The following is an 18893-nucleotide window of genomic DNA, read 5'->3' as shown; positions in this document are numbered from 1 at the left end:
CGCTTTTCATTCACTCTAGAATCGGCTTTCCAGCCGCTCTGTTTATGCAATCTACCAGTTCAGTTAGCGACGTTCTTACGCGTCTCCGCGCCCACATTGAGCAAGTTCCTGTCCGTCTAAGGGCACTCTCGGAAGCGGAGTTGACGCAGCAGGCTCCCGACAAGTGGTCACGTAAAGAAATAGTAGGGCATTTGATTGATTCGGCGATCAATAATTTGAAGCGCTTTACCGATGCGCAGTTTGCCAATGGCACGTACCAGCTACAGCCCTACAATCAGAATCAACTGGTTCGCGTGAATCACTATCAGGCTTTGCCCATGGACCATTTGTTGTCGCTCTGGACAAGCCTGAACACTCAGATCCTATACGTAGCAGAAGCCATTCCGGCTGATACGTTGACCCACCTGATTCAACTCGGCCAGCCTGCTTCTGAAACCAGAACGTTGGCCTGGCTCATTGAAGACTACGTTGTTCACCTGGAACATCATATAAAAACAGTAGTCTAACGGCCGGTTAATGCTGAACGTACTGGATCTGGTCGGCATCAGTATTGTTGCCGATATTGACCTCTCCCCCGCCCACAAGAATCGAACGTATCGTTAAAGTACCTTTTGTCGGACCGGGCGTTAATACGCCAATCAATCCGAAGGGAATTAGTTCTCCAGCGCTAAGGCCTGGAGTTGTCAGGCGATGAACAACTCATGAATCACTCCGCACTTAACTAGTTTGCCCTGCCGAATAGCCCAATCGAAACCCGTGCTTCACCAGTTCATTCAGTAGTTTTGCCTGTTGAAGACTCACTTAGTACAGTTGGGGCATAACACCATTCCCTCAGGCTGATTTACCCACCAATTTTGTCTCACTAAACCGGCAAAGACCGGGTAAACAACATCCTCTTTTTAAAACAACACATACTAACGACCATGAAATTGCTCAAAAAATTAGGCTTGTGGCTTTAGCTGCCATCCCCCTGTCAGGATCGTTGAGCAGTTGCGCTTCTGACGTCGCAGAAAGTACCGCAACCATCAGTATAAGAGCTGGTTACCTATAAATAAGTTTACGTGAATTCGAGTGGAATCTCCGGCGCAATTTTGTACCGGAGATTTTTGTTTTATCGATACGTCTTTTTGCAGCGCCCGTCTTCCAATACAACAAACTTGTCTTGGATATACCGTAAAGGTTCTTTATTTTGCTACTACGCAATACCTGGTAATTGCCGATCCGATGACTCTCTCCCGCGACGTTAAATTACGCCTGTTTGGACCGTTTGCCTTATTTGTTTTTGGCCGGATTTTTTTCCGGCTCAAAGTCTTTGTAGGCGTCCCCTTCCTCCAACAGCTACAAGCGTCTACCGTAGCGCTCGTGTGTGGTTACATCGGCTGGGAATTAGGGCGTGTGGCTGTTCAGGCGATTCAACGACACTATCCCGGCATTCCCCGAACGCGCCAGCGGCTTTACAGGCTGGTACTCGTTATTGTAGGGCTCGCCAATGTCAACAGCCTGTTACGTTCAGTCATCAACTACGTGCTGGACATTGGCGTATATAAGCTTAGTCTTATCGACCACATTGAAACAACGGGGATTCAGATTGTTTATGCGTGTGTGTATGTTGGTGTGTACGAAGGCATGTATCTGATTCAGCAGTGGCGGCAGATTTATCAGGAAAAGGAAGAGCTGATGAAAACGGAATGGCAGGCCCGGCTCGATTCACTCAAGAATCAGGTTAATCCGCATTTTCTGTTTAATGCGCTGAATGCGCTGTCGGCGCTGATTGATGAATCGCCTGCCCAGGCCAGCAAATTTGTGGACGAACTCTCGAAAGTATACCGGTATATGCTCCAGTCCAATGATCGCGAACTCACTACGTTAGAGGCCGAGTTAGGGTTCATTCGGGCGTATGCTCATTTGCTACAGACCCGGTATGGAACGGGTATCCTGGTTCAGATAAACGTACCCGATCAATACCTGACGTATTCAATTCCATCGCTCAGTTTGCAGTTGCTGGTCGAAAATGCGGTGAAGCACAATATAGTCGCATCGGGCAAGCCGCTCACGATCGAAATAACCACTACCTGCCTACCGGAAGCAATAGACCAATCCACGCGGTTACTCGTCCGGAATAACCTTCAGCGCAAGAATGGGCAAGTGATCAGCAACCGGGTCGGTCTCTCAAATATTTCGGCCAAATACCATATGCTGGCTAAAACAGATATTATGGTGCAGGACCAGAACGGTCATTTTTCGGTCGTCCTGCCATTACTTAGTCCGGGCAGTTTACCCACAACCCCCTGAAGGGGGCTTAAGTTGAGAATAGTCGAGCAAAGCCCCCTTCAGGGGGTTGGGGGTAAAGTAGTATAAGTGTCGGGCATCAATACGTATCATTCACTCCCCGGATTCATGAGCGGTATGATCACCGTAAAGTGGGTGTCATCCGACAGAACGGTTGGTTCTTCCTGAACCAGCAGCCGATATTTAGCCGCAATGTTCGACAACCCAACCTGGTTTGACATAACCCGACCACCTGTTTTCGGCTGACGATTATTCCGCACGAGCAATTGCCCGTAGTTGATCGTTTCGATTTCAATCAGCAAGGGCTTACCCGCGTGAATAACGTTGTGTTTAATGGCATTCTCGACCAGCATCTGCAGCGTCAGCGGGGGCAGTTGATACGTTCGACAACCGGGCGGCACCACTACGTCGAGATGAATGCCCGCGCCATAGCGCGTTTTCAGCAGGTGATAATAGGAGTCAATAAACGTCAGTTCTGTTTCTAACGTAGTGAGGGAGCCTTCGTTGGTTTGCAGTAAATAGCGATAGACCTTCGCCATCTCGTCCACGAATTTCCCGGCTTTTTCGGCATCATCGTCGATTAATGATGAGAGTGAATTCAGGCTGTTGAACAGAAAGTGCGGATTGACCTGATTTTTCAGGCTTTCGAGTTGGCTCTGTATATTGATCTTCTTTAACTGCTCTTTTTCCAGCGTATTCTCGCGCCATTTCTTGAGCGAATACGTACTTTCATCAATGCCTACCGAGAGTAAATTGGCCACTATATTGATCAGGGCAATTCGTCCAAAAGAGAACGGAGACTCCTCGTAGTTGTACCCAAACAGATGGAAATGGCTGTAGAGGTAGATGCCCGAAAAAACAAAAAAGGGCGTCACCGTCATAAATACCAGCAACAACCGCCATACTCGCTGCCAGGTCTGCCCTAGATTCGGGTACCGGCTAACCACCAGTTGCGTAAGCTGGTCCAGCGTTATCAGGCAGCAACCTCCAATGGTTAGGTTCAGCAACGTAGCCGACACAAACGTCCAGGCATCCGACCAGTAGCGGGGGCCAATCACCCAATATGTCAACAGGGGAATAAACCACGGAAACAATAGCAAAAAGTGCCATTGGGTCTGCGGCCGAACGGGGGGCAGTCGCCGAAAAAACTCAGGAACAAACCGCTTCATTATACAATCATCAACGCTTCTTTTTATAAATCGAAGGCAAATTGCGCATTGTATCCATCAGGCGCACCACAATATGTCTCGAAGTGCCTTTCTTGGCTGGTTTTTTGCCTAAAAACGTGCGGGAATTGTGTGGGTCAATTAGTAATACCTAATACGACCGGTAATCAAACGGCAAACCGATCGGGCTAGGACCTGATAATCTGGGGGCCAATAAGTAAGGGCAACCGTACACTAAAATGCGTTTCCGTTTCCTCAATATAGATGTCTGCGTTACCCAGCAACTGGTATTTGGACGTCAGTGTCGCCAGCTTTGCCTGCGACGTCTCAACCTTAATGACTTTACGCTGTAAGTTATTTTTCACTACGACAGCGCCGTCGGACGTAGTAGCAATGCTGATCAGCAGGGGTTTCCCGGCTAACATGGCATTGTGTTTCATGGCGCTGTCAATTAGTATCTGCAAACTTAAAGGCGGCAAACTGTAGTCCAGATAAACCGGGTCTACCGTGTGGGTTATGTGCAACGTAGCGCCGTAGCGGGTTTGCAATAAATTACTGTAGCTGTCAATGAAATTCAGCTCGGTTTGCAGGCTGACCAACTCACGCGAATTGGCCTGCAACATGTAGCGATACACTTTTGAAAGTTCGTCAACGAACCAGCCCGCCTGTTGCTTGTTTTCGCCAATCAGGGTCGACAGGGACGTTAAGCTATTGAACAGGAAATGCGGGTTGATCTGCATTTTCAGCGCATCGAGTTGATGCTGGTACGTTGCCTGCCGAAGTTGTTCATTCTCGGTCTGATCTTTATACCACTGGCGATAGGCGTAAAACAGGCTGAGTACGGTACAAAAGGCGAAATCAAAAAATAAGGTTGCCAGCAGGATTGGCCGAATAACGGGCCAGGTAAACGATGTTCCAAATTGCGGAATCAGACTATAGATAAAGGTATCGAACACAACGGCACCTGCCGATAGAACACTCAATACAACCAGCACAGCCAGCGTGCGATACGTAGACTGGTGAACACCCGGATACCGGCGAATAACCCAGCGAACCGCTACGGTTATCAAGCTTCCAACCACTACGTATAAACTCACAAGAAGCACAGTGGCCGAAAGAAATATCCGCCAGTCTGAAAAATAGGCAGGTCCAATAACGTAGCGATTACCAACCGGAATCAAAACCGGCATCAGGATAGCATGATACCAAAGCTCCCATTTAGAGAGGTACCTTCTCAGTGGTCGATAAGCAGTCTGGAGCATGGACAAACAGTGCCGAACGCAGGCATCCGGCGATTTAAGACCCCAAATTAACCGTTTTTGAAGATAATTCAGGCTATGTCACCCAGTTTTCGTCAGGTAACTAGATCAGCCGCACAGCAACGTATTGTGTGGCTATTTACAGTTCATACACTGTTTTTCTCAATTCATACAATCTATTTTCCAGTTAATGCAAGTCTGACCTAAAGAACACCCTGGCGTCGGCGAATTTTGACAATTCGATTCATGATCCCATTAAGCAACAACTGGTCTCCCCTACTCGCCGTAGATACCTATCGGCCTCGTCTCTTTTTCAAATACGAGTGGCGATGGCATGTCCTGATCATGCCGATACTTTTTCCGGTTGCTAACTATTACTTCATTGGTTCACCCTACTTCCATAATCTGCTACCGTTTGGCGTCGGGACGCTGGTCGCGCTGGGGCTTTACGGGCTCTCGGTTGTGGCGTTCAGGCTAACCGTACGGTGGACAATTCGGCATTATCCGGGCATGCAGCAAACGATTCTGCGCACCCTGGTGATGCTCATCACGGTAGGCACGATGACGGTGGGGCTGTGTATTTTTTACGTATGGGTATACAGCCTATTCCCGGCAACGGGCGTTCAGTTCAGTTGGAAGATCGTCTGGCCGGTTTGGGTAATAGGCTTGCTGTTCGACGCATTTTTATGCATCATTCTGGGCATGGTCTATACGTATGCGCAATGGAAGCAGGAATTAAAGGAAGATGAACAATTGCATCGGCAAGCGCTTCAAAATCAATATGATACGCTGAAAGGTCAATTGAATCCCCATTTTTTATTCAACGCGCTCAATTCGCTCTCGGTATTGATTGGTGAGGAGCCAAAGCAAGCCGAAGAGTTTGTCGATAAAATGTCGCGGGTATACCGGTATATGCTTACCCGCAACAGTTGTAATGCTACGTGTACCGATCAGACAAAGGGTGAATTGGTGTCGCTCCAAACCGAACTTGAGTTTGTGGATCTCTACGCCGATCTGCTACAGATCCGGTATAACAATAGCCTGAGCATAGTTCGGCCAACCACTGTTCGTCCGGATTATGTAACCCGTTGCATACTCCCCTTGAGTTTACTCACCCTAATTGACAATGCCGTTAAGCACAATGTTATGACGCCTGCAAAACCACTAGTTATTGCAATAGAAATTACTGAAGACGGCTGGCTTCGGGTGACCAACAACCGACAACAGAAAGCCATCCGGCTGGAAACCATTCGGGCCGGATTAACAAGTTTGATGGGCAGATACCAGTTACTGAACGAAGAACCCGTTTTAGTGGAAGCAACCGATACGTATTTTCGGGTGGCGCTCCCCTTGCTGGTCCAATAATTCGCTGGCTGAAACGCGTCGTTACCCCCTAACAAATCAGGTATATTTTCACCCAGTTCGCCAGCCCGTTTTTGCACTTGACTCAACCCAAACGCCTGTTTTTACACCATTCCCGCTATCTTTATCACGCGTAATTAACCGGCATTAAGAACCAACAATTACTCATGACCAGAATCGTATTTGATCATATCCGCCATTGGCTGCGCTTAACAACGCGCGGTGGCTGGTCGTACGTTCTGTTGATGCCCTGGTTTGTGCCGATGATCAGTTATCTGCTCATTGGGGAGCACTACGTGCAGGAATGGCATACTTTTCTGGGAGCAACGGCCTTCATTCTGCTGTTATCGACCCTTGCCTTCGTAACCCACGACTGGGCTGCCGACGCCATTGCCCGACGGTATCCCGAACTACGCCAAACGGTGCTCCGCGCTGGTCTGACGACACTAGCGTTCATTGGATTATCAGCGTCATTTTTAACGGTTTATACCTGGTTTATCATTCGCTATAAACCGTTCAGTTCGCGGCTCACCTACGACACGGTACCTGCCGTGTTCGGCTTTGATCTGATTGCCATACTGCTCCTAGTGGGTATTTATGAAACGTCTTATTCGCTGAGCCGGTGGCAGCAGCATCAGGTGAATAAGGAGAAGCTCAAGAAGGAAAATCTGAAAGGGAAACTACAGGGGCTGAAAAGTCAGGTGAACCCCCATTTTCTGTTTAACAGCCTCAATTCCCTTTCTTCGTTAATTGCCGATGAACCCCAACGGGCCGAACAGTTTGTAGATCAGATGGCGCGCGTCTATCGCTATATGCTCCAGTCCAACCGGCCTGCTGGTGACGAACCGACAACCGATGATGGCGATGAATTAACAACCCTCGACGCAGAGTTGAATTTTATTGACTCTTACTATCACCTGTTGAAAACCCGGCACGGTGCCGGGCTCCATCTCGATGTGCAGGTTCCCGAACCATGTCGACAGTATCGGCTGCCACCTCTGACCTTGCAATTGTTAGTCGAAAATGCGGTAAAGCATAACGTCATTCTTTCCAGCCGCCCTCTCTACATTAACATTCTGATCACGGCGGATGGGCATCTTCAGGTGAGTAATAATCTTCAAAAGAAAACGACCCGTCATGAGCTCAACCGGGTTGAGTCGACACAGGTTGGCCTGGCTAACATCCGGGCTAAGTATCAGCTGTTAGCACAAACGGAGCCAGTTATTGAACCTGGCCCCGACTATTTTAAAGTTACCTTACCTCTACTCCAAAAAAACCTTATTAACGCATGAACGCCCTAATCGTCGAAGATGAAGAATTAGCTGTACGTAAACTCCAGAAATTACTGCACGATGTCAGTCCTACACTTTCCGTTGTGGGCGTAACGGCCAGCATTGAAGATACAGTAAACTGGTTAGAGAGCCATCGGTCAACGGGCAAGCCCGATCCTGATCTGATTTTTCTGGACATCGAGCTGGCGGATGGACAGAGTTTCGAGATTTTCGAGCGGACGCCGGTACGTAGCACCGTTATTTTCACTACGTCCTACGATGAGTATGCTCTACAGGCGTTTAAAGTCAACAGCATCGACTATCTGCTAAAACCCGTACAACGGGAGGACTTGCAACGCAGTTTACAAAAGTATGAGGATCTGCGCGGACAATCCGTCGAACAGCCAGCGTTCAAAATTGAGAAATTGCTACAGCAGCTTCAGGGCAATACGCCCCGCACGTATCGGCAGCGCTTTCTGGTACGTCAGGGCCAGCGAATGCTATCCGTCGAAGTGGGTGACATTGCTTATTTCTTTACTGATGAGCGCTATAGTTTTTTCACGATGCACTCAGGCCAGAAGTTTCTGGTCGACTACACCCTCGATGAGCTCGCCGATGCCCTTGACCCAAGCCGTTTTTTTCGCATCAATCGGGGTGTGCTGGTTACTCACCAGGCAGTAGAACAGATGCAGCCCTACTTCGGTAATCGGTTGGCCCTGAGCCTGCGACCCGTTTTTGAAAAAGAAGCCCTGGTCAGCCGCGAGAAGGTAAGTGATTTTAAACAGTGGATGGGTAAGTAGTCTTTTTTTGAAAATACCCGCCGTCGGTGTACTTTTGCCTTATTATTGATTCCAGCGCCATTATTTTTCGCTGGCAAAAGGTACACAGTCGATCGTTTAAGTATTTCTTTTCACGACTAACTGCTTACCTATCTGGTCCCGTAGCTCAGCTGGATAGAGCATCTTCCTTCTAAGAAGGCGGTCATTGGTTCGAATCCAATCGGGATCACATTGAAAATCAGCTAGTTAACTATTTTCTTGGCTAGCTGATTTACTTTCAGTTACAACGGTAGGCACAACATTAAACATTGACCTTAAGCAGTATGTAACTATAAATCAGGCTAAAAATTAGATGTAAAGAAACCACGTATGTACAAGGAATAAAAAATACAAACTCGATTGAAAAAGTCGTAAATAACTATTATTATACTGATTAAGTAATAATAACCCTACTAATAGATACATGTAGTTTTATAAACATAAGATATGGAGAAAACGAGTATTTATCCATTTTGGAAAAATATATAAATTCAAAAAGGTCAGCTTATATGCTCATGAAATAATAATTGAAGAGTGGAATAAAAATAAGTATAAACAGAAAAGAAAACGAGAGGCTAAGCTGCTACATGACAGCAAACAAAATATAGAGAATAATATATTCCCAATGAGCTCCCGGCAAAAGACCTCGCTGGTCGCCGGTATACTTTACCTGCTTACGTTTGTCTCCATCCCAACCATCACTTTGTACGGCTCGATCCATGAACCGAACTACGTCGTAGGCCCTGGACCGGACACGGCTATCATCATCGGCGGTATCCTCGAAATAATTGTGGCCCTGGCTAGCATTGGCACGGCTGTAACATTGTATCCAGTACTCCGGAAGCAGAACGAAGGGTTCGCATTAGGGCTGGTTGCTGCGCGAATTCTGGAATCGGGCACCATCTTCGTGGGTGTGGCGTTCCTGCTGTCAATTGTGACGTTGCGGCAGGCCGGAGCGGGAGCCGATGCGTTAACCACTAGCCATGCCCTTGTTGCCCTTTATGACCGCATCTTCCTGCTCGGACAAAGCTTCATGTCGGCCGTATGCGACATGCTGCTGGGATTCCTGCTGTATAAATCACGCTTGGCGCCCCGAACCCTCTCACTGATCGGACTTGTGGGGGCACCCCTGCTAATCGCAGGTTACATGGCGGTGCTTTTCGGTGTCATTAGACGACATGCTCCACTGGCGGCACTGTCTGCCGTTCCTGTTGCCCTATTTGAGTTCTCGTTAGGTATCTACCTCATTGTTAAAGGATTCAGACCATCCTTCTAGTAAGCACTTATTTATGAAACTATCCAACCTGTTTACCTTCCTGGTATTGTCGGCCTGTGCCATTCCCTATTTCTGTACCGGGCAACCTGCACTGCGTCCGGCAATAAATATCCCTCAACTGATTGATTCGATCACGCTCAGTTTGAACCGACACTATATATTTCCGCAGGAAGCTCACCGCATGAGCGTATACTTACAAGCCCGATTACAGAAGAAGGCATACGCTACGCTGGCCAATTCCCCCAACGAGTTGGTAAAGCAATTACAGGTGGATCTGTCCGCCATTCATCATGATCCGCATCTGTTCATAGACTACAATCCAGCGTTTACCACCGCTACGCCGGGGAGTACTTCATCCGTTGAGGAAGAAATGAGGCAAGCCAAAAAGTACTGGCGAGCCAACAACTATCTTTTCCGGAAAGTCGAAGTGCTGCCCGGTAATATTGGCTACTTCCCGTTCACCGGATTTGTACCGGACCTGGCTGGCGCTCAACCGACTATTACGGCCTGGCTACAATTTGTCGCCAATACAAATGCGCTGATCATTGATTTGAGAGAAAACATGGGCGGCAGCCCGGAAATGGTCAGTCTATTGGAGAGTTATTTCTTCAAGACAAAAACCCATATGAATGACCTGATCAACCGGTCAACCAATGACACAACGGTTTTTTTGCCGATCCTGAGAAGGCCCGGCAGCTAGTGCTGTCCATGCCCATTTATATTTTGACCTATCACTGTACGTTTTCCGGTGCCGAAGATTTTGCCTATGGGATGCAAGTGGCTAAACGAGCGATCATAGTCGGTGAAAGGACGGGTGGGGGCGCTCATCCAACGAAGCCCGTTTCGATAGGGTAGGGCATTGTCATTTCGATCCCATTTGCCCGTTCACTAAATCCGGTTACACACACGGATTGGGAAGGAACTGGGGTCATTCCGACAGTGCCAATTGAGGCCAGCCAAGCCTTAGTTAAAGCGCAGGAGTTGGCATTGGTCGAGCAGTTACATATCGGTAACGACTGAACAGGAAAAACGCCAGGTAGCGTTTTTGCTTGACGAGCTGCCTGCCGTTGCGCAGGCAGCACCTTTGCCACTAGACGTACTCCGGGCGTATATGGGCACATACGGTCCACTAACCATCTACCTGAATAAAAATAAACTCTTCTGTAAGCATACGGAGGCTGGCGGTTTGCAAACGGAGCTAAAATACATTGCCAACAGGCGGTTTGTGCTGGACGATAATACGCACATTGAACTTGTTAAAGCAAGCAAGGGGAACTTTACTGGTATCAAACTATATGTCAGTGATGGGAATATAGTTGAGGAACGGCGAAAAGCCCACCTTAACGTACTACCCTGTGCCTATCTGGCGATGCTAAAGCACCACTACCATGAAAAAAATTCCCATTCGGCAAATTAGGGCTGCATATCCCGACGTACAAACGGCCGAACGATTTACGATTCGTCGGCTTCAGGATCTGGTGGGTGAAACTGATTTAATTCATGATCTACACCGGCATGATTTCTTTTTTATTCTTGCTCTAAAAAATGGTGAGGGAATTCACGAAATAGATTTCACATCCTATCAAGTGCTAAATAATTCTATTTTCTTTTTGCGCCCAGGACAGGTACATCGACTTGACTTAAAAGCAGGTTGCAGCGGATTCCTGGTAGAATACAATGCCGAATTTTACAACCCCAATACGAAGTTATCCATCCAGCGATTACGAAAAGCCAGCCGCAAAAACTATTGTAAACTGGAGATCAGCCGGTTTGACAAAATATTGGCTACGTTAAACGCCATGTATCTGGAATACACGGATAAAGAAGAAGGCTATAAGGATATGATTAAAGCCCATCTGGCTATATTCTTTATCGAATTTCTCCGGCAAAGCCCGAATCCGAATGGTCCGCCAGTAGCAATTAATCAATATACGCAGGAGCGTTTAGAGGAGTTTTTAGACTTGATGGAAATGCACATTACTACGCATAAGCTAGCCTCTCAATACGCAGGCTTTATGAACCTATCACTCTATCAGCTGAACGAGATTACGAAAACTTCCCTGGGCAAAATTACCTCTGAATTAATCAATGAACGGATTGTTCTGGAGGCAAAACGGTACCTGCTGGCTAGGCCTGATCAAATAAAAGAGATAGCCGACCATTTGGGCTACGAGGACGTTTCCTATTTCATCCGATTCTTCAAAAAACACGCGGGCTATACACCTGAAGCGTTCCGGCAAAACTTTGGGTAAGTACTATAAAACTCCATGTTTGTCCTATAAGCTAACCTACTGGTTACCATACCTTTGTGTAAATACTGACAACAAATTTACACAAATGAAAATCATCATCGTCGGTGCAACAGGCACCATGGGAAAGTACTTAAGTCGTGCATTTGAAGGAGAACATGAAGTAATTAAAGCAGCCTCCAAAGGGACTGATATTCAGGTAGATATTACATCAACGGAATCCATTGATGCTATGTACGGGCAAATCGGTGCGTTTGATGCGCTCATTTGTACCGCTGGCCCAACCTATGTTGGTCCCTGGAAAAAAATGACCGATAAAGAGTTCCGGCGAGGTATTGAAGGTAAACTAATGGGGCAAATTAACCTGGTGCTTATTGGCCAGCACTATATTAACCCTAAAGGCTCCTTCTCGCTGATCACTGGCGCGTTGACGCATGAACCGCAAGTAAACTTCGCCAATGCTTCAGCCGCCAATGGGGCCGTTGAAGCGTTTGTGCGAGCAGCCGCGATTGAACTGGAAAATGGTATTCGTATTAATGCCGTAAGCCCAACAGTTATTGAAGATTCGCCCCAGTATTTCCCCTTTTTCCCCGGAGATATTCCTGTAACCATGCAGCAACTGGAATATGGCTTTCGCAAAGCTGTATTGGGTGCGAACACGGGCCAAATTATAAAACCGTATTAACGTATAAAACGATAGTACCCACTTTTGCCATAAGCCAATGCAATACATTCAAATTCCGCACTTGAGTATGCTCAATGTTATGAATTACCTTTTTACTACTGCGTTTTGCACTTTTTCGACTTTATGCACAAGAGCCTAATCCGGACCAGATTTTAGCTTAGGTTATGCCGACGGTATACAGTCAACTGTACTTCAGGAGTAGCGACCATTGTTGATTTACACGCCTTAAGCTGGTAAAAAGACAAGGGTGACCACAAAAGAGACATATCCGGTGCTCTATGTGTTAGATGGCGAAACTAATTTTCGTTCTGTTGCTCTACTGGTTGAGCGGTTAGTGAGTATGGGGGGTGTCCCCCGTTGATTGTGGTTGGCATACCCAATACCAATCGAAGTAGAGACCTCACTCCTACAGCGGCAATGAATACGGATGGGATAAGGGAGTCGGGCGGGGGAGGAAAATTTCTCTCGTTTCTGGAAAAGGAGTTATTTCCGTATATCGACTCAACCTATCCAACCGCACTCTACAAACTACTGATGGGGCATTCCCTCGGCGGGCTACTGATGATACATACGTTAGTTCATCATAACGACTTATTTAATGCCTATGTAGCGATTGATGCCTCCCTTTGGTGGGATAGCCACAAGCTACTCACCGAGAGCAAACCAGTTCTTGAAACCAATACGTATGAAAACAAAACTCTTTTTATGGCCATCGCTAACCACATGGAGAAAGGGGTCAATACAACGGCTGTTCAAGCCGTTACCTCAGCCGCCGTCAGAACCGATGCGCCACTGTTAAAGCCAAAAAACTAGATCTGGTCATAGTCGGACAACGTAATCTGATCCAGCCGCTTCGAGCGGAATTCTGCCGTGGCCGAAGGGTCATTGACCCGACTGGCCTTGGTAACCTGGAAGCGGACCCAATAAAATGGATCATATTGTAACGTGCTGATTACATGGTCCAGTCCCCCGAACGGTCCACCAGAAAATGCATTGCTAAAATCAGCGTATATAAGAATTCGAACCGTAACTGGCAGGTAATATAATGGATGAAATCGGTGATCAATGACACCCCAGCGTAGACTCAGATCGGAAAGATTTCGATTTTTGATCATGATACAATTGGTTAAACGGTGAAGAACGTGGCAGTTTACAGGCTTAGTCGAGTAGGGGGATAAAACAGGAAACAAGCGGCAGACATACTGACCACATTGCACCCGTTGCGAACGGGTTGTGGCAGGGTGCAGTTCGGTAGAATATGAGCGGTGGTAAACGCCAGGTACGTGTAGAGCTAACGTTCAGGACGGCCCAGGGTGAAGGGGTTTGCCTCAGCTTAGTTCAGCCCTTGCTCTGGATTCCATACGAAATCCCTGGACAGGTAGAAAGCCCGGCCGTAAAACAGCCGGGCTTTTATAAACACCTGAAAATATAAGCTGATACTTATAAATTTTTGCGCTTCGCCGATCGGAAAAAATACCGGGCAAACATCATCACCAGCATGATACAGGCACCAATAAATTGAAGATCTTTTTCCCCTGTCTCCTTACCGATATACCGCAGCAGCACAAAGCCGCCCAGTATCAACAGCAGAATTATACTGAAATCAAACTCTTCAGTCTGACGCCCCAGGTACGCGTCGGCGACTTCAGTAGCGGCTTCCAGATTCACGAACGGTTCTCTACGTAGCCGATCGCACAATTCCCGAATCTTGCGCGGGTTGCCATCCGATGTTTCATAAATCTTCGTCATTACGGCGTAGAGGTCTGTCACCTGCACATCACTGATCAACCGATAAATCATTTTCAGGCTGTCAGGCCGACCTAGCGGTTTCAGTTCCACCTTTTCAAATGACCAGGCGAAACTAGCCGCTTCCATCTTGATGCTACGGGCCGTGGTGATGATACAAAAGTGATTTTTCAACTCCTCCAGTATTTTCACCACTTTGGGTGTAATTCCGTCGAGGTTGCCAATTTTCAAAAGATACTCGCCGGGTTTCGTTACGTCCTTCAGCGTCTGGACCAGATTAGGCAGACTCGCTGTCGATAGTTTCACCTCAACCGACTTTACATCGCTGGTCTGGAACAGCATGGCTGCGGCTGTTTCCTTGTCTCCGCAAACATGTAAGATGGCGGCTTTAATACTCATCTTGAAATCGCTGGTATCGTCGATAACCAGTGTCCGTTTCTCGAAATTCAGGCTTTGCAGCAGATGCGTCTTGCCAATGCCGATTGGCCCCGTGATTAACACGCTGATTCCCCGGCTGACGAGTCCCTGAATCTGTTTCTGTTCCCTGTCCCGGCCTACCAGAAAATCAGTATCGGGTGTTAACAGATTGATGATGCTACGTTTAGGAGGAAACAACTGCGCTTTCCATTTCTGTAAAAATGTCGGTTTGGGGGCTGATGCATCGATCTGGGCCCGTAGCCGGTTCGGATCAGCATGGGCGTAGATCAGCGTTGTTTGGGCATTCTCATGGCCTAATAAATCCCGAATGTCGCCCAGCTCAGTACCCGTTGCGCGAAGATTGGTCGCAAATGTATGTCGAAGCTTATGAGGTTTGGTCTTACCAATGGCCGGGTTTTTCTCCCCGGTTCGCTTCAGCATCATGTAAACCGCTGATCGCGACAAATGCCCCTCATCATCGCCGGGAAAGATGAAACCTTTCGGTGATACACCTTCTTTCAACAGCGTATCAAACGCATCGTATAATCGCTGTGACATGGGGATGATACGATGCTGATTCTTTGATATCTTACGCTTTTTCAAGCTGTCAATTTTCAACGTCCGGGCGCGAAAATCACAATCCTCCCATTTCCGCGTTCTGGCTTCAGTCGGTCTACAGCCGGCATCGAGCATCAACAGAATAAGGACTTTATGGTGAGGGTTCTTGGTGACTGCCAACATTAATTCCTGTTCATCGCGGGTGTGAAATTCGGGGGCTTGTGTGTCCATCAGCTCTATTGATACGTACCGGCTTGTCTGCTGTAACTCGCTCCACGTGGCGATGCCGGAGTCGGCTAATACAGAATTTTGTTGGGTAATTTGTCCCTATATTAGGGCCAGTTCTACTTGTCGAAGATAGTATAATTTGGAAACATTGTTGTCCAAACGGTGACAAAACGGTAGCTGGTTAACATAACGGCACTTATACAACAGATTTTTTAAGGATAATGACAACAACTCTATTCCGGCCTGTTAGCAAAATAGATCTAATTGAACAATCAAACTGGACTAAGTTTCCACCCCGGTTACCTGAACAGCCAATTTTCTATCCTGTAACTAACATTGAGTACGCTCGACAGATTACAGTGGAATGGAATGTACCTGCCTATGGAAATGGATACGTAACTCAATTTGAAGTCAATAGCGATTATTTAAAGAAGTATAATATTGAAAATGTAGGTGGCCCCATTCATAACGAATTGTGGGTGCTAGCCGAAGAATTAGAAGAGTTCAATAGTAACATTGTAGGGGTTATTCAGGTAATCGAGTCTTATGAGAAATAATTGAATCTTTCCCATATTGACATACTGGAGTAGCAGAGAGCTATTCTAACTAAAGTCGAATAACATAATCATAGTTATACAACGACTCTTATAAAAGTACAATACACTGCTACTTTAATTAATAGCTGGATATTGTACTTTTTCATTTTTATGTCCTTTTCCTTCTCCAACCATTTTAGATTTTAGAACTTATTGATCTGTGAGTAGGCTTCTAAAGATTTGTATTTGGTACAAATGGCAACATATAAACCATCTGACTACGAACTATTACGTCGACGCTGTGCTCAATTGAAAGATGCAGGCTGGAAACAAACCCAAATTGCTACAGCCTTGGGTCTGACGGAGGGCTGGGTAAGCCGAACTCTCAAAAAATACCAGCAGGATGGGCAAGCTGGTTTAGCTTGGCGCAAGCCTAAGGGACCCGATTGTCGGTTGACGGATGAGCAATTGACTCAATTAATTGAGGAGTTGAACAAAGGGGCCGAATGGCATGGCTTTCCTGGCCATATCTGGACCAGGCCCCGCGTCAATGAGGTTATCAAACGAGTGTTTGGAGTCAGTTATGATCCCTCTCAAGTAGGGCGTTTACTGAAGAAAGTAGGCTGGACCCGCCAAAAACCACAGACCAAAGCGCGTCAGCAGAATTTTCACCGAGTGCAACAATGGCGAGCCGAACGCTTACCCGAACTCAAAAAAAGCACAAACTGAACAACGGGTCATCTTATATGTCGATGAGTCGGCCGCAACGGCGGACCGTCTGTTATTTGTTGCCCATGCTGGGTTTAACTTGGGCACCACGCGGTCAAACGCCTGTGTTAGTAGAGCAAGCAGGACGGGATCATCTAAGTTTGATCGCGGCTATTGCACCCAATGGCCGCATTTATGTAGCCGGTCAGGACCACTCCTTCAGTGGAGAAGATATCGTCTGGTTTTTAGAAAAATTGTGTAGTCGTTACCGCAAGCGCGATTTGCTTATCATCTGGGATGGCGCTTCGATTCACCGTGGAGAAGCCGTTAAAGCGTTTTTAAAAGAGCGCCCTGGTCGAGTTCATTTAGAACGTTTACCAGCTTATAGTCCAGAGCTAAACCCGACTGAGTTAGTGTGGAACCAGATCAAACAGCGCCTGAAAACCAAGTCTATCTTTCCTTGGACGATCTTACGATAGCGGTTTTAGAACAGATTCGTTTATTAGAGACGAATCGAAAACTGATTCAGGTTTTCTTCCACAAGAAGGAAGTCGCCTTCTTTACGGATTAATTCACGGGTCAATAAGAATTGTGCTTTGTTAGTCAGTTATCGTCCAAACAAACCACTACCTCGTCAAAAACTGTGAACTACTAAACTGAACAGGTTTATTGTACTAAAAAAGGGCCGTTTCCAGCCCCTTCCCTCCTACCCGACTACCGTTCACGAAAACCTCCGATTCTTACTCAAAAATCAATTTATTGTATCGTCCGGGAAAAAGTTGACCGTTGTCTGATCCTGAAAATAAGTTGTCAGTTTTTCGGTCAGCAATTTTTGGTCAATAGTAATCCTGGTATAGCGTTGTCAAAATAGATGAAACAGATGGACTTACCCAAATTGGCCCTGGTCTCGGACAACCTTTGACCGTTTATATACCTTCGGTTTCCAGTGCTTTTTAAGCGGATGCTCACTCTGATGAGCCATCACCGGAGTCAGGTAACCACAGCTCATGTGCGGGCGCAGGTGATTATAATTGTATATACTTTTTTCAACCGCCTTCTCAGCCTCCTCAAAAGTAACGAACACTCGGTTCAGCCGGAAATCCGTCTTTAATATGCCATTCACCCGTTCAGCGATGGCGTTTTCATAAGGGTCGCCTTGCTGCGTCATGCTAATCAAAATGTTCGCTCCATTTAACTTGCGAACGTAGTCAAAACTACAATATTGGCTGCCTCGATCAGAATGATGAATCAGTTCTTCTTCCCTTTCCAAATGGGTAGCTAAAGCCATATCCAGGGCCTTTAAAATACCTTCTGCTGTTAAGAATGGATGCAGGCAGTACCCAACAATCAGTTTTGAATAAGCGTCCGTTATTAACGATAGATAGCCAAATCCTAACCCAATATACAAATAATTTATATCACTCACCCAAACCTGTCTGGGAGCATCTATAACCCTATCAATAAGCAGATTAGGATATCTCTGTAAGCGATGATTAGAATCAGTTGTCTGGGGTACCTGTCGACCCTGACGGATAACCATAGCATGATTGTATAAGATCTTGTGCAACTTGTCACGACCTAATTTGATGCCACTTTTGGCTAATGGTTCGGCCAACAAAAGATGTAATTTCTGAGTGCCCAGGCCAGGCACATCTCGTCTGAGGGCCGTCACCAGGTCCAGTACTAACATCGCATGGCTCACCGATCGCTGAGCACGTTGTTTTCTTGCATGAAATGCTTGTCGGCTCACACCAAACAGTCGGCAAAGGCTTCCGACGCTCACCTTTGCTATCTCGTTCTCACGAAGGTTAAAGACCGTTTGGTGCCAGACTTTTTTCTGATCGGCACATTTAGTTCTTTTTCAGCGGTCTCAATCATCGTGTTAAGTGCCAGGATTAACAGATTGGCCTGCTGCAGAGTCTGTTCCAGCTCCTCGTTGCGCTGTTTGAGAGCTGCCATGTCGCGTTTTTGTGCTTGCTTCATGGCGGGTAAAGTTAACAGGCCCGTCTTCATCTTCTGACGATAGAGTTGCACCCAGCTACGAATCGTGTAGCCACTATGAATGCCTAAATCTTCCATCACTTGGCTAACTTCTTCTCCGCCGAAGAGAATACGAAACACGGCCGTCTCCCGGAGTTGTTCGCTGTACTGAAAGCGACTCAGCAGGTCGCGAATGTGGTCTTCCATGGTTGTCAATTTTTGGTGAAAATTGACAACCTATATTAGGGTCTGTGGACAATCAAAGTAGTAAAATCATAGTTGAGGCTAAGTAGACAAAGCCAGCAAAGCTGATCGCCGTCTTTTCATAACGAGTCGCCACCCGGC

Annotated in this window: 21 protein-coding genes and 1 tRNA gene; 16 read left to right on the top strand and 6 right to left on the bottom strand. The window is 46.8% G+C overall.

What is annotated here, in order from left to right:
- The first annotated feature begins 44 nt into the window (after positions 1–44).
- Both ACYVEA_RS31230 and ACYVEA_RS31225 read left to right on the top strand, forming a co-directional pair.
- Positions 45–506 (top strand): DinB family protein, encoded by a 462-nt coding sequence (locus ACYVEA_RS31230; protein ID WP_461117294.1) that lies wholly within the window; start codon positions 45–47, stop codon positions 504–506.
- A 718-nt stretch (positions 507–1224) separates the two neighbouring features.
- Entirely contained in the window at positions 1225–2292 is a 1068-nt protein-coding gene (locus tag ACYVEA_RS31225; RefSeq protein WP_461117293.1) for a sensor histidine kinase, read from the top strand.
- A gap of 86 nt (positions 2293–2378) precedes the next feature.
- On the opposite strand, the gene ACYVEA_RS31220 is transcribed toward ACYVEA_RS31225, so the two are convergent.
- Both ACYVEA_RS31220 and ACYVEA_RS31215 read right to left on the bottom strand, forming a co-directional pair.
- Positions 2379–3458, bottom strand: coding sequence for a sensor histidine kinase (locus ACYVEA_RS31220; protein WP_461117292.1), 1080 nt, complete (start codon positions 3456–3458; stop codon positions 2379–2381).
- Between the two features lie 185 nt (positions 3459–3643).
- The gene (locus ACYVEA_RS31215; protein ID WP_461117291.1) at positions 3644–4717 is read right to left on the bottom strand and encodes a sensor histidine kinase; all 1074 of its coding nucleotides are present in this window, start codon (positions 4715–4717) and stop codon (positions 3644–3646) included.
- 243 nt (positions 4718–4960) lie between these two features.
- On the opposite strand from ACYVEA_RS31215, the gene ACYVEA_RS31210 reads away from it, so the two are divergent.
- The 11 genes from ACYVEA_RS31210 (at position 4961) to ACYVEA_RS31160 (ending at position 13188) form a co-directional block, all read left to right on the top strand.
- Positions 4961–6079 carry a sensor histidine kinase gene (locus tag ACYVEA_RS31210; RefSeq protein ID WP_461117290.1) on the top strand — a complete coding sequence of 373 codons (1119 nt, stop codon included), beginning with the start codon at positions 4961–4963 and terminating at the stop codon, positions 6077–6079.
- Between the two features lie 164 nt (positions 6080–6243).
- The gene (locus ACYVEA_RS31205; RefSeq protein WP_461117289.1) at positions 6244–7368 is read left to right on the top strand and encodes a sensor histidine kinase; all 1125 of its coding nucleotides are present in this window, start codon (positions 6244–6246) and stop codon (positions 7366–7368) included.
- Complete coding sequence (locus ACYVEA_RS31200) at positions 7365–8147, top strand: LytR/AlgR family response regulator transcription factor (protein ID WP_461117288.1); 783 nt, start codon at positions 7365–7367, stop codon at positions 8145–8147. The genes ACYVEA_RS31205 and ACYVEA_RS31200 overlap by 4 nt, the downstream gene beginning before the upstream one ends.
- A 134-nt stretch (positions 8148–8281) precedes the next feature.
- Positions 8282–8355 (top strand) — tRNA-Arg (locus ACYVEA_RS31195).
- A 435-nt stretch (positions 8356–8790) separates the two neighbouring features.
- On the top strand, positions 8791–9441 hold the full coding sequence (locus ACYVEA_RS31190) for a DUF4386 domain-containing protein (protein ID WP_461117287.1): 651 nt from the start codon (positions 8791–8793) through the stop codon (positions 9439–9441).
- Positions 9442–9454: 13 nt separating this feature from the next.
- Complete coding sequence (locus tag ACYVEA_RS31185; RefSeq protein ID WP_461117286.1) at positions 9455–10141, top strand: S41 family peptidase; 687 nt, start codon at positions 9455–9457, stop codon at positions 10139–10141.
- Between the two features lie 8 nt (positions 10142–10149).
- A complete protein-coding gene (locus ACYVEA_RS31180; protein WP_461117285.1) occupies positions 10150–10296 on the top strand; it encodes a S41 family peptidase in 147 nt (48 codons plus the stop codon).
- A 190-nt stretch (positions 10297–10486) separates the two neighbouring features.
- Positions 10487–10858, top strand: a complete 372-nt coding sequence (locus ACYVEA_RS31175) for a hypothetical protein (RefSeq protein WP_461117284.1) — start codon at positions 10487–10489, stop codon at positions 10856–10858.
- On the top strand, positions 10830–11693 hold the full coding sequence (locus tag ACYVEA_RS31170) for a helix-turn-helix transcriptional regulator (RefSeq protein ID WP_461117283.1): 864 nt from the start codon (positions 10830–10832) through the stop codon (positions 11691–11693). The genes ACYVEA_RS31175 and ACYVEA_RS31170 overlap by 29 nt, the downstream gene beginning before the upstream one ends.
- 85 nt (positions 11694–11778) lie before the next feature.
- Complete coding sequence (locus ACYVEA_RS31165) at positions 11779–12375, top strand: short chain dehydrogenase (protein ID WP_461117282.1); 597 nt, start codon at positions 11779–11781, stop codon at positions 12373–12375.
- Positions 12376–12732: 357 nt separating this feature from the next.
- Positions 12733–13188: an alpha/beta hydrolase gene (locus tag ACYVEA_RS31160; protein WP_461117281.1), complete on the top strand. Its 456-nt coding sequence runs from the start codon at positions 12733–12735 to the stop codon at positions 13186–13188.
- On the opposite strand, the gene ACYVEA_RS31155 is transcribed toward ACYVEA_RS31160, so the two are convergent.
- Together ACYVEA_RS31155 and ACYVEA_RS31150 are read right to left on the bottom strand one after the other, a co-directional pair.
- Positions 13185–13490, bottom strand: a complete 306-nt coding sequence (locus tag ACYVEA_RS31155; RefSeq protein ID WP_461117280.1) for a hypothetical protein — start codon at positions 13488–13490, stop codon at positions 13185–13187. The two genes, ACYVEA_RS31160 and ACYVEA_RS31155, sit on opposite strands and share 4 nt — an antisense overlap.
- A gap of 325 nt (positions 13491–13815) precedes the next feature.
- Entirely contained in the window at positions 13816–15327 is a 1512-nt protein-coding gene (locus tag ACYVEA_RS31150; RefSeq protein ID WP_461117279.1) for a tyrosine-type recombinase/integrase, read from the bottom strand.
- Between the two features lie 218 nt (positions 15328–15545).
- Between ACYVEA_RS31150 and ACYVEA_RS31145 the strand changes: the two genes are divergently transcribed.
- From ACYVEA_RS31145 to ACYVEA_RS31135, 3 genes are all read left to right on the top strand, one after another.
- A complete protein-coding gene (locus ACYVEA_RS31145; protein ID WP_461117278.1) occupies positions 15546–15881 on the top strand; it encodes a hypothetical protein in 336 nt (111 codons plus the stop codon).
- Between the two features lie 234 nt (positions 15882–16115).
- The gene (locus ACYVEA_RS31140) at positions 16116–16589 is read left to right on the top strand and encodes a helix-turn-helix domain-containing protein (RefSeq protein ID WP_461117277.1); all 474 of its coding nucleotides are present in this window, start codon (positions 16116–16118) and stop codon (positions 16587–16589) included.
- 65 nt (positions 16590–16654) lie between these two features.
- On the top strand, positions 16655–17047 hold the full coding sequence (locus tag ACYVEA_RS31135; RefSeq protein WP_461117276.1) for an IS630 family transposase: 393 nt from the start codon (positions 16655–16657) through the stop codon (positions 17045–17047).
- A 407-nt stretch (positions 17048–17454) separates the two neighbouring features.
- Here ACYVEA_RS31135 and ACYVEA_RS31130 read toward each other — a convergent pair whose 3' ends face one another.
- Together ACYVEA_RS31130 and ACYVEA_RS31125 are read right to left on the bottom strand one after the other, a co-directional pair.
- Positions 17455–18351: an IS3 family transposase gene (locus tag ACYVEA_RS31130; protein ID WP_461117275.1), complete on the bottom strand. Its 897-nt coding sequence runs from the start codon at positions 18349–18351 to the stop codon at positions 17455–17457.
- A gap of 5 nt (positions 18352–18356) precedes the next feature.
- Positions 18357–18755 carry a transposase gene (locus tag ACYVEA_RS31125; RefSeq protein ID WP_461117274.1) on the bottom strand — a complete coding sequence of 133 codons (399 nt, stop codon included), beginning with the start codon at positions 18753–18755 and terminating at the stop codon, positions 18357–18359.
- Between the last annotated feature and the right edge of the window lie 138 nt (positions 18756–18893).

Source organism: Spirosoma jeollabukense, assembly GCF_054777855.1.
Note: the sequence above shows the minus strand (reverse complement) of the source record. Positions and strands in the feature narration are given on the sequence as shown.